Annotated in this window: 11 protein-coding genes and 2 tRNA genes; 3 read left to right on the forward strand and 10 right to left on the reverse strand. The window is 74.0% G+C overall.

The window, feature by feature from the left end; translation table 11 throughout:
• The first annotated feature begins 121 nt into the window (after positions 1 to 121).
• Positions 122 to 1,900, forward strand: coding sequence for a Stk1 family PASTA domain-containing Ser/Thr kinase (pknB, locus tag QOZ88_RS20600; protein ID WP_306001573.1), 1,779 nt, complete (start codon positions 122 to 124; stop codon positions 1,898 to 1,900).
• A 61-nt stretch (positions 1,901 to 1,961) separates the two neighbouring features.
• On the opposite strand, the gene QOZ88_RS20605 is transcribed toward pknB, so the two are convergent.
• Both QOZ88_RS20605 and QOZ88_RS20610 read right to left on the reverse strand, forming a co-directional pair.
• The gene (locus QOZ88_RS20605; RefSeq protein WP_306001574.1) at positions 1,962 to 2,621 is read right to left on the reverse strand and encodes an aminodeoxychorismate/anthranilate synthase component II; all 660 of its coding nucleotides are present in this window, start codon (positions 2,619 to 2,621) and stop codon (positions 1,962 to 1,964) included.
• A gap of 62 nt (positions 2,622 to 2,683) precedes the next feature.
• A complete protein-coding gene (locus QOZ88_RS20610) occupies positions 2,684 to 3,433 on the reverse strand; it encodes a DUF881 domain-containing protein (protein ID WP_306001575.1) in 750 nt (249 codons plus the stop codon).
• A gap of 136 nt (positions 3,434 to 3,569) precedes the next feature.
• On the opposite strand from QOZ88_RS20610, the gene crgA reads away from it, so the two are divergent.
• On the forward strand, positions 3,570 to 3,842 hold the full coding sequence (crgA, locus tag QOZ88_RS20615) for a cell division protein CrgA (RefSeq protein WP_306001576.1): 273 nt from the start codon (positions 3,570 to 3,572) through the stop codon (positions 3,840 to 3,842).
• A gap of 703 nt (positions 3,843 to 4,545) precedes the next feature.
• Here crgA and QOZ88_RS20620 read toward each other — a convergent pair.
• On the reverse strand, positions 4,546 to 5,706 hold the full coding sequence (locus QOZ88_RS20620; RefSeq protein ID WP_306001577.1) for a thiolase family protein: 1,161 nt from the start codon (positions 5,704 to 5,706) through the stop codon (positions 4,546 to 4,548).
• A gap of 92 nt (positions 5,707 to 5,798) precedes the next feature.
• Here QOZ88_RS20620 and QOZ88_RS20625 point away from each other — a divergent pair, with 92 nt between their 5' ends.
• Positions 5,799 to 6,221 carry a PH domain-containing protein gene (locus tag QOZ88_RS20625; RefSeq protein WP_306001578.1) on the forward strand — a complete coding sequence of 141 codons (423 nt, stop codon included), beginning with the start codon at positions 5,799 to 5,801 and terminating at the stop codon, positions 6,219 to 6,221.
• A gap of 22 nt (positions 6,222 to 6,243) precedes the next feature.
• On the opposite strand, the gene QOZ88_RS20630 is transcribed toward QOZ88_RS20625, so the two are convergent.
• The 7 genes from QOZ88_RS20630 to QOZ88_RS20660 all read right to left on the reverse strand — a co-directional run bounded on the left by QOZ88_RS20630 (position 6,244) and on the right by QOZ88_RS20660 (position 9,696).
• Entirely contained in the window at positions 6,244 to 6,999 is a 756-nt protein-coding gene (locus QOZ88_RS20630; protein WP_306001579.1) for a rhomboid family intramembrane serine protease, read from the reverse strand.
• Positions 7,000 to 7,127: 128 nt separating this feature from the next.
• Positions 7,128 to 7,661, reverse strand: a complete 534-nt coding sequence (locus tag QOZ88_RS20635; RefSeq protein WP_306001580.1) for a peptidylprolyl isomerase — start codon at positions 7,659 to 7,661, stop codon at positions 7,128 to 7,130.
• A gap of 248 nt (positions 7,662 to 7,909) precedes the next feature.
• Complete coding sequence (locus tag QOZ88_RS20640) at positions 7,910 to 8,743, reverse strand: alpha/beta fold hydrolase (protein ID WP_306001581.1); 834 nt, start codon at positions 8,741 to 8,743, stop codon at positions 7,910 to 7,912.
• On the reverse strand, positions 8,743 to 9,081 hold the full coding sequence (locus QOZ88_RS20645) for a DUF4287 domain-containing protein (RefSeq protein WP_306001582.1): 339 nt from the start codon (positions 9,079 to 9,081) through the stop codon (positions 8,743 to 8,745). The genes QOZ88_RS20640 and QOZ88_RS20645 overlap by 1 nt, the downstream gene beginning before the upstream one ends.
• Positions 9,082 to 9,298: 217 nt before the next feature.
• A tRNA-Ala gene (locus tag QOZ88_RS20650) sits at positions 9,299 to 9,374 on the reverse strand.
• A gap of 25 nt (positions 9,375 to 9,399) precedes the next feature.
• Positions 9,400 to 9,540: a DLW-39 family protein gene (locus QOZ88_RS20655; protein WP_170852331.1), complete on the reverse strand. Its 141-nt coding sequence runs from the start codon at positions 9,538 to 9,540 to the stop codon at positions 9,400 to 9,402.
• Between the two features lie 82 nt (positions 9,541 to 9,622).
• Positions 9,623 to 9,696: transfer RNA gene (locus QOZ88_RS20660), tRNA-Ile, on the reverse strand.
• Positions 9,697 to 10,095 lie beyond the last annotated feature (399 nt).

Raw genomic sequence — 10,095 nt, forward strand, 5'->3', positions numbered from 1 at the left:
TCGCGGGCCGTTCTGCGGTTAGGCTCGCCGACGGCCAGCAGTCCGCGGCGCCGACCGTCGCGGGCAGCCTCCGCACCACCGGGCCGCGGAGGCTGCACGGAACCGGCCGAGAGGACCGTCGATGACCACGCCGCAGGTGCTCGGTGAGCGCTACGAGATCGGCGGAGTCCTGGGCCGCGGTGGCATGGCCGAGGTGCACCACGGACGCGATCTGCGCCTGGGCCGCGAGGTCGCGGTCAAGGTGCTGCGCCACGACCTGGCCCGCGACCCCTCCTTCCAGGTGCGCTTCCGCCGCGAGGCGCAGGCGTCGGCGTCGTTGAACCACCCGGCGATCGTCGCCGTCTACGACACCGGCGAGGACCGCACGCCCAGCGGTGCCACCCCGTACATCGTCATGGAGTACGTCGAGGGCGAGACGCTGCGCGACGTGCTGCGGCGCGAGGGCCGGCTGCCGATCGAGCGGGCGATGAGCCTGGCCGCCGACATCTGCGGCGCGCTGGACTTCAGCCACCGCAACGGCATCGTGCACCGGGACGTGAAGCCCGGGAACGTCATGATCACCCCGCAAGGCACGGTCAAGGTCATGGACTTCGGGATCGCGCGCGCGGTCTCGGACTCCGCGGCGACGATGACCTCCACCGCGGCGGTGATAGGGACCGCCCAGTACCTCTCCCCCGAGCAGGCCCGCGGCGAGGGCGTGGACGCCCGGTCCGACGTCTACTCGCTGGGCTGCCTGCTCTACGAGCTGGTCACCGGGGCCCCGCCCTTCACCGGTGACTCCCCGGTGTCGGTGGCCTACCAGCACGTGCGCGAGGACCCGCGGCTCCCGTCGTCGATCAACCCCGACGTCCCGCCGGAGCTGGACGCGATCCTGCTCAAGGCGATGAGCAAGAACCCGGCCAACCGGTACCAGTCGGCAGCGGACATGCGCAACGACCTGCTCCGGGCGCTCGCCGGGCAGCGGGTCGAGGCGACGCCGGTCATGGGCGACGCCGAGAAGACCGCGATCATCGGCGCCCCGGTCGGCGGCTACGCCAGCGGCTACGGCGACGAGGACTGGGACGACGACGGCGACCGGCGCCGCAAGCGCCGCATCATCGCGATCGTGGCGGTCCTCGGCGTCCTGCTGCTCGGCGGCGCGATCGCCGCCGCGGTGGCGCTCACCCGGGGCGAGGACACGCCGACCGTGGCGCAGGTCAGCGTGCCGCCGCTGCTGAACCTCGACCAGGCCGCCGCGGAGCAGGCGATCACCGGCGCCGGTCTGGCCGTCGGCGAGGTGACCCAGGAGGCCAGCACCACCGTGCCCGAGGGGCAGGTCGTCGGCAGCACGCCGCCCAGCGGCAGCCGGGTGGACGAGGGCACCGACGTCGACCTGGTGATCAGCGCCGGCCCCGACACCGTGCAGGTGCCCAACGTGGTCGGCCTCACCGAGGACCAGGCGCGCGCCAACCTGGAGCAGGCCGGCTTCACGAACGTCTCCAGCCGGCAGGTCGAATCCATCGAGTATGACGAGGGCCGGGTGGCCGCCGTCAGCCCCGCCGAGTCCAGCCAGGCGGATCCGGACACCGCGATCACGCTGAGCGTCTCCACCGGCACCATCGAGATGCCCGACGTGGTGAACCAGACCGAGGCGCAGGCGCGGGCGGCGCTGCAGGAGGCCGGCTTCGGCGCCGGGCAGATCACCGTCCAGGACGTCGAGCGCGACGACGTGGCGCCGGGCACCGTCGTCGAGACCGACCCCTCGGCCGGGCAGGACGTCGGCTCCGGCGAGACCATCACGCTCCTCGTCGCCATCCCCGTCCCGGCGGAGGAGCCGGCGACGCCGACCACCACGAGCCCACCCAGCCCGCCCGCGGAGCCGGAGACGCCGCCCACGGAGGACGAGGGCGGCGAGGGCTGAACCACCCAGGATGCGAGCAGGGCCCCTCCCGGACGGGAGGGGCCCTGCTGCGTACCAGGGGTCAGGCGATGGCCGAGGAGAGCCGCTGGACGCTCGCGGTGGCGGTCGCGACCAGGTCCTCGTCGGGCGCCAGCCCGCAGGCGGCCAGCCAGGTGGCGAGCATGCGGTGGCCGCCCTCGGTGAGTACCGACTCGGGGTGGAACTGGACGCCCTCGATCGGGAGCTCGCGGTGCCGGAGCGCCATCACGAGGCCCGACGGGGTGTGCCCGGTGACCTCCAGCTCGTCGGGCACCGTCGCGGCGTCGACCGCCAGCGAGTGGTAGCGGGTGGCGGTGAACGGCGACGGGAGGCCGGCCAGCACGCCGTGGCCCTCGTGCACCACCTGGCTGGTCTTGCCGTGCAGCAGTTCGGGGGCGCGCACGACCACCGCGCCGAACGCCTCGGCGATCGCCTGGTGGCCCAGGCACACGCCGAGGACGGGCGTGCCCTGCTCCGCGGCGGCGCGGACCATCGGCACGGTCACGCCGGCGTCCGCCGGGGCCCCCGGGCCGGGCGAGAGGAGCACGCCGGCGACGTCGAGGTCGGCCAGCTCCTCGACGGTGACGGCGTCGTTGCGCCGCACCTCGCACCGGACGCCGAGCTGCCCCAGGTACTGCACGAGGTTGTAGACGAAGCTGTCGAAGTTGTCGACGACGAGGACCGGACGGTCGGCGGCGGTCATCGCGGTCGGGCTCCTCGCTGGGGTCGTCGTGCGGCACGGGCGGCCGCGGTGCCGCGGAACGCTCAGCCGGCGATCGCGTGCTGCAGGGTGAGGCCGCCATCGTAGGCGGGCACCGTCACCTGGGGCCGCTCGCGTACCTCGAAGGTGAGACCCCAGGACTCCACCGCCTGCTCGAAGACCGCCACCTGCGGCGAGGCGTCCAGGGCCGCCTCGACCTGGGGGGCGTCCACGACGGCGGTGATCACGAACGGCGGCGAGTAGGTGCGGCCCTGCAGCAGCAGGGTGTTGCCCACGCACCGGACGGCGCTCGTGGAGATGAGGCGCTGGTCCATGACGGCCACCCCGTCCGCGCCGGCAGCCCACACGGCGTTGACGACCGCCTGGACGTCGCTCTGGTGGATGACGAGGTCGTCGGGGCGGGCGCCGCTCGGCAGGCTGCCGTCGGACCGCTGGGGCGCGTCGTCGAGGGTGATGACCACCCCGGAACCCATGACCGGCGTCAGCCCGGCAGCCGGGGCACCGGCCTCGCCGACGGCCTGCTCCTCTGCCACGGCGTCGTCGCGGGTCGCGACCTGGTCGGTGAGCCGCTGCACCTGGTCCTGGAGCTGGGCGAGCTGGCGTTCCTGGCGAGCCACCGCCGCGTCCCGCTCCTCCACGAGCTGGGAGAGCTGGGTGACCTCACCGGCACGCAGGTCGCTGCCCTGGGCGGTGCGGCCGGAGGTGGCGAACAGCAGGCCGGCGGCCAGGGCGACGACGGGGACGAGCGCCCCCCAGGCGGACGAGGAGCGCCCGGGCAGGGACCAGCGGACCACCGGGCACCTCCCTCGGAGCGGACAGGGGGTCGGCGCGTACCGGTGAGGTACCGGTGCCGACGTCCCCCGGAAGTTTAGTCTGGATGCCAGTTCCGGCCGGGGAGGACGAATCCGGCCGCCGGGAGGGAGTACGCACGTGCCCAAGTCGAAGGTGCGCAAGAAGTCGGTCTACACCCCGCCGGAGGACGCGGTCCGCTCGCGGAGTGCGCAGGCCAAGGCGCTGCAGCCCAGCCCGCGCTGGTACGCCCCGGTCATGGTGACCCTCATGCTGCTCGGCCTGATGTGGATCGTCGTGTTCTACGTCGCCGGCGAACAGATCCCGTTCATGGCCTCGATCGGGGCCGGGAACTTCGCCATCGGGTTCGGCGCCATGGTCGCCGGGCTGATCATGTCGATGCGCTGGCGGTAGCCCGCCGAGCCACCGACGGCCGCCCGCTCCACCGTCACCTGCCGAGCCGGGGCCCCACCGGGGGCGTCCCCCGGCCGCTCTGCCTGTGGTCCGCATGGGGAGCAGAGGCAGAGCGTCGCCCGGCCACCCGTCGGGAGCACCGTGCCGGCCACCCGACGAGGCCCCCGTCCCCGCCCAGGGACGGGGGCCTCGTTCGTCCCGAGGCTGCGTGCGCGCCCGTGCCGGGGCCCCGCCCCGGAGCCCCGCCAGAAGTCGGGAGGACAGGATCCACCCTCTGTGCACAGCCCGTCGCCGCCGTCCACAGGTCGACATGACGCCCCACCCCCAGGGTTGTCCACCGAGTGTGGAGGGACCGATCGGGTCCGGACCGCGCTGACCTGCGGTTTCCCGATCCATGGGGCTGGTGTGACGAGGTGTCCATCGGCGTAACTACAGCCGTGTGAGTCTGTCCCCAGCTGTGTACCCAGCTGTGGACGAGTCGACATGTCCGTTGGGGCGGGACGACGGCCGTGGACCCCCTTACCCGTGCTGACCTGCGCATACACCGAGCCGCGGCGGCGCGGTGGACGGACCCGTCCGGGTCACCGAGCGCGCCCAGGTGTGCACGGAGAGGCAGTGCCCATCGCCGGCGGGCGACGCCGGCCCGGAACGGCACCAGCCCCCGGCCGCAGGGCCGGGGGCTGGTGGGCGACGCGGGGGACGGTCAGGCGTCCAGGAGCTCCAGGATCGTCGCGTTGGCTGTGCCGCCGCCCTCGCACATCGTCTGCAGCCCGTACCGGGTGCCGGTCGCCTGCATGTGGTGGACGAGGGTGGTCATGATCCGTGCACCCGAGCCCCCCAGCGGATGGCCCAGTGCGATGGCGCCGCCGAGTGGGTTGAGCCGGGCGGCGTCGCCACCGGTGTCGGCCATCCACGCCATCGGGACCGGCGCGAAGGCCTCGTTGACCTCGAAGACGCCGATGTCGTCGATCGAGAGCCCCGAGCGCGCCAGCACCTTCTGCGTGGCGGGGATGGGCGCCGTCAGCATGATGACCGGGTCGTCACCGGCCATGACCGTGGTGTGGATGCGCACGATCGGGCGGAGGCCCAGCTCGCTGGCCTTCTCGCTGGTGGTGACCAGCAGGGCGGCCGAGCCGTCGGAGATCTGGCTGGCGTTGCCCGCGCTGATCACGCCGCCCTCCTTGAAGGGGGTCTTCAGGGAGGCGAGCTTCTCCAGGGTGCCGCCGGGGCGGATGCCCTCGTCGGCGCTGACCACCGTGCCGTCGGGCAGGGTGACCGGCGCGATCTCCTCGTCGAAGGCGCCGTCGGCCTGGGCCTTGGCCGCCTTCTCGTGCGAGGCGAGCGCGAACTCGTCGAGCTGGGTGCGGGAGAAGCCCCAGCGCTCCGCGATCATCTCGGCGCCGATGCCCTGGTTGGGGTAGACGCCGTCGTAGCGCTCGAGGAAGCGCGGGCCCAGCGGCTTGCCCGCGATGCCGTCGGCGCGGGCCGATCCCATGGGCACCCGGCTCATGGACTCCACGCCGCCGGCGACGACCACGTCGGCCTGGCCGCTGACGACCGTGGCGGCGGCGAAGGCGACGGCCTGCTGCGAGGAGCCGCACTGGCGGTCGATCGTCGTGCCCGGGACCGACTCCGGCCAGCCCGCGGCCAGCGGTGCGTTGCGCCCGATGTTGAAGGTCTGCTCCCCGACCTGGCTCACGCAGCCCCAGAAGACGTCCTCGACGACGGCGGGGTCGATGCCGGAGCGATCGGCGAGGGCCTCCAGCACGTGGGCGGAGAGGTCCACCGCGTGCACCCCGGAGAGCCCACCCCCTCGCTTGCCCACCGGCGTACGGACGGCGGCACAGATGACGGCATCACGCATGGACCCACTCCTCGGGGACGACGGTCGGGTGCGCCGGCCGGCCACCCTGACCGCGATCGTATGTTCCGTGCCACACCTGGCACGCTGGAGGCGTGCAGTGGTCTCCCCCGGTAGCCCTGCCGGCCGGTCTCGCCGCCGGTGCCGTCGCCCTCGGCTCGGTGACCCTGCTGCTCGATCCGGCGGGTCGGATCCTGGTCGGCGGGGCCGCGCTGCTGCTGCTCGTGCTCGCCGTCCGGGAGGCGCTGCTCCGGCCCCGGCTGACCGCCGGCCCCGATGGGGTGGCGGTGCGGACGCTCACCGGTACCCGGGTGCTGCCCTGGGGGCTGATGCGGGTGCACGTGCGCAGCGCGCGGCGCTGGGGGACGACGGTGCGCACGCTGGAGCTGGAGGGCCCCGCCGCCGGCGGGGACGACGGGCTGCTCCTGGTGCTCGGTCGCTGGGACCTCGGTGCCGACCCCGCGACCGTGGCCGGCGCGCTGGCGGAGCTGCGCCCCCGGGGCGGCCCGGCGCGGTGACGCCGGGGGCGGGGCCGGGCTGTCAGACGGCCCCGACGTGCGAGACCCCGAGGGCGAGCACCAGCAGCAGCACCGCGAGCGCGCCGATGCCGACCGCCTGCACCACCGCCCGGCGGCGCATGCCGACCAGCAGGGCCGCGACCGCCGCACCGGTGACGAGCCCGCCGAGGTGGCCCAGCAGCGAGACGCCGGGCAGGAAGCTGATGAAGATGTTGATGCCCAGCAGGACCAGGATGCCGCGCACGTCCTGCTTGCGGAGCACCATCAGCACGCCCAGGGCACCGAGGAGCCCGTAGATGGCCGTGGAGGCGCCGGCGACCGGCCGGGCGAAGTCGCCGAACAGCTGGATCGCCGTGGATCCGCCCAGCGCCGAGACGACGTAGAGGGCCAGATACCGCAGCCGGCCCAGCTGCCGTTCCAGCTCGGAGCCGAAGACCAGCAGCGCCAGCATGTTGAGCACGAGGTGCACCAGGCCGATGTGCAGGAACGCGGCCGTGAGCAGCCGCCACGGCTCGCCCAGCTCGACCAGGAGCGGGTACTGGGCCAGGTCGACGAAGACCGGGGAGCGGTAGTTGTCGAGCGGGGCGTTGCCCACCAGCCCTGCCGAGACCGCCGTCACCAGGAACATCACGACGTTGATCGCGATCAGCGTGACCGTGACCCCGCCCCAGCGCGTGGCCGCGGCCTTGAGGCTCGAGGTGCGCTTGGGCGCCCGCACCGACGCCGTGCCCTGGCGGACGCACGCCGGGCACTGGAAGCCGACCGACGCGGGGATCATGCACTCGGGGCAGACGGGCCGGCCGCACCGCGCGCACGAGATCCCCGTGGGCCGCTCGGGGTGGCGGTAGCAGGCCGGGGGCGGGGGCGGCGGCTGGTCGGCCGCGCCCCCGCCGTGCGGTTCCGTGCTCAGCTGCGCTGCACCTCGACGGACTCGATCACCACGTCCTCGACGGGGCGGTCGTTGCGGCCGGTGGAGACGGCGGCGATGCGGTCGACGACGTCCCGGCCGGCCTGGTCGGCCACCTCGCCGAAGATGGTGTGCTTGCGGTTCAGGTGCGGGGTCGGGCCCACGGTGATGAAGAACTGCGAGCCGTTGGTGCCCGGGCCGGCGTTGGCCATGGCCAGCAGGTAGGGCCGGTCGAAGGCGAGCTCGGGGTGGAACTCGTCGCCGAACTGGTAGCCCGGGCCGCCGATGCCCTGACCCAGCGGGTCGCCGCCCTGGATCATGAAGCCGGAGATGATCCGGTGGAAGACGGTGCCGTCGTAGAGCTTGGCCGTCGTCTTCTCGCGGGTCGCGGGGTGCGTCCACTCGCGGGCGCCCTCGGCGAGGTCGGCGAAGTTCGCGACCGTCTTGGGGGCGTGGTCGGGGAACAGGTCCACGGTGATGTCGCCGTGGTTGGTGTGCAGGACCGCGCGGCGGGCGGGAGTCGATGAAGTCACCGCTCCACTCTCCCACCGTCCCGCCGACGGCGTGTCGCTGGGCCGGGGAGCGGAGGTTTCACGTGGCACGGGGCGCCGTGTGCGGCGCCGGAGGCGGGGACGAGGGGAGAGCGAGCCCCGCACCCCCGCCTCGGAGGACCGACCGAGGGGCGTCTCGGCGCAGCGGGCCGGGACCGCGAGCCAGTCCTGACCAGCACGCGGACCGCACCGTGGGGAGGCGCTGCCGGTCGCCGTGGGGGTTGCCCGGGTCAGCCGCCGGCGTGGATCCGGACCGGACGGCCGCCCAGGAAACCGGCGAGCAGACCGGTCATGGCGGCGGGCTGCCAGCTGTGCTGGGAACCGGCCACCTCGGCACGGGTGGCGTCCGGGAGCGCGGCCGCGAGGGACGCGGCAGCGGCCGGCATCTCGTCGAAGGTCTCCTCCCCGACGACGACGAGGGTGGACACGTCCAGCGCACCGAGGAGTTCGCGGTGCGGCGCGGACATCGCCCATTCCAGCGCCTGCGCGTCGGCGCGCAGGCTCTCCGCGTGGGCGACGAACGGCTCCCACAGGGGCGAGTCCCGCAGGCCCTCGAGCATCTCGAGGGGGATGTCCCTCATGTAGTGCGAGACGGCGCCGGGCCGGTCGCCCGCGTCGAGCAACCGGTACAGCTCCGCGGTCCACTCCGGGACACCCCGTGCCGCCGGGTCGAGCGGCGCCTCGAACAGGACGAGGCGGTCGACCGCCAGGCCCTCGACGGCGGCCCGCAGGGCGATCGCGCAGCCGGACGAGTGGCCGCAGAGCGTCGCGCGCCCGCCGGCGACGTCGATCATCGCGCGCACGGCGGCGAGCTCGTCGGCGAGGTCCACCCTCCCCTCGCGGAAGCTGTCCCCCCGACCCACCCGATCGTGGACGACGGTCGTGAACCCGCGCTCCGCGAGCAGGTCCGCGGTCTCGGTCGTCTGCGGGTCAATGGCGCGGAACGGCCCGGCCCCGGCGACGAACACGACGGCCGGGCCCTCGCCGCGACGGTCGTACCCGACCGTGTCGCCGCGCGACGTGGTGACGTGCTGCGTGAGCGGTGCCGCTGCTCCCGGAGCCATCAGGCGTCGCCTGCCCGGGCGGCGATGCCGTCCAGCCGCAGCACCGCGGACTCGTCGCGGTGCGAACCCGACGTCCCGACGTGCGCGTCGCTGATCACCGGGCCCTTGGTGATGACGTGGACGAGCGCCATGCCGTGACCCCGCCCGAGTGAGAAGTCGTCCTTCAGCCAGTCGAGTATCGGGCCGGCCTTGGTGCCGGGACCGAAGCCGCGGGCCGTGGCGAGGGCGACGAGCTCCTGCGGGGTCCTGCCCGTCCTCTGCTCGGCGGCGTCGAGGTAGGCCTGGAACGACATGTGCGCCTCCGGGGGCTGCGAGGGGTCCGTTGGGTCCGTGCGCACGTTAGGACCGTGCCGCCCCGCCGGACTCATCGGTCGCGCTGCCGGTCGTCGGATGCCCAGCTACGCCGGCCCGCTCGACGACGACCTGGACGCCGTGACCGACCGGCCGGACGCGCTGCGGGCCGCATCCAGCGGACGAGCTGCGGACCTCTCGCCGACCGAGGCCCGTTCGGAGGGCTCACCGGAGTCCCGGGGGAGATGGATCAACGGGTCGCACTGGTGGAGACGAGGGGAATCGAACCCCTAACCCCCGCCTTGCAAAGGCGGTGCTCTGCCAATTGAGCTACGTCCCCGGGTGGCCCTGCGCGGGCCGGTGGTTCAGCGGGTGGGCGTGCTGACGGCGCCCGGACCGCTGGTGGCCTCGCGCCAGAGGTCGGCCTCCGTTCGGTCGGTGGACCGCTTGCGGACGGCGACGAGTGCACCGGCCGCAGCGGCGACGAGCGCCAGCTTCTTCAGCACGCGGAGAACCTCCTCGGGCGCTTCGCTCGCCGCGGCGGCGACGTGCGGGGGAACGCGGAACCGCGAGGCTCCGGTACACGGGTGGGCCTGGGAGGACTTGAACCTCCGGCCTCATCCTTATCAGGGATGCGCTCTAACCGCCTGAGCTACAGGCCCGTGAACCTCGAACAGCATACGTGACCCCCGGACCGCGCCCGCAGGGGGCCCGGCACCCTCCGCCCGGTCGTCCCGAGTGGGCCCGGAGGGTCCGCGCAGGGACGACGATCGCGCTCGACGCCACGGAAGTACGGCACCTGGCCGCGGTGTCGTCCGGAGGACGACGAAGTGATCGGCCCGGAGGGTCCTGCGAAAGGACGACGGCCACGCTCCGCCCACCTGGGGACGGCACGTGGCCGCGGTGTCGTCCCGAGTGGGGCCCGGAGGGTCCCGCGAAAGGACGACGGCCACGCTCCGCCCACCTGGGGACGGCACGTGGCCGCGGTGTCGTCCCGAGTGGGGCCCGGAGGGTCCCGCGAAAGGACGACGGCCACGCTCCGCCCACCTGGGGACGGCACG

Origin of the sequence: Blastococcus carthaginiensis (genome assembly GCF_030731085.1) — a bacterium.
Lineage (GTDB): Bacteria > Actinomycetota > Actinomycetes > Mycobacteriales > Geodermatophilaceae > Blastococcus > Blastococcus carthaginiensis.

Bases quoted from the DNA above. Each gene is read 5' to 3' on its own strand.
- QOZ88_RS20630 (WP_306001579.1), bottom strand. From the start codon at position 6,999: ATGATCCCCGCGTCGGTCGGCTTCCAGTGCCCGGCGTGCGTCCGCCAG.
- QOZ88_RS20620 (WP_306001577.1), bottom strand. From the start codon at position 5,706: ATGCGTGATGCCGTCATCTGTGCCGCCGTCCGTACGCCGGTGGGCAAG.
- pknB (WP_306001573.1), top strand. From the start codon at position 122: ATGACCACGCCGCAGGTGCTCGGTGAGCGCTACGAGATCGGCGGAGTC.
- QOZ88_RS20640 (WP_306001581.1), bottom strand. From the start codon at position 8,743: ATGGCTCCGGGAGCAGCGGCACCGCTCACGCAGCACGTCACCACGTCG.
- QOZ88_RS20605 (WP_306001574.1), bottom strand. From the start codon at position 2,621: ATGACCGCCGCCGACCGTCCGGTCCTCGTCGTCGACAACTTCGACAGC.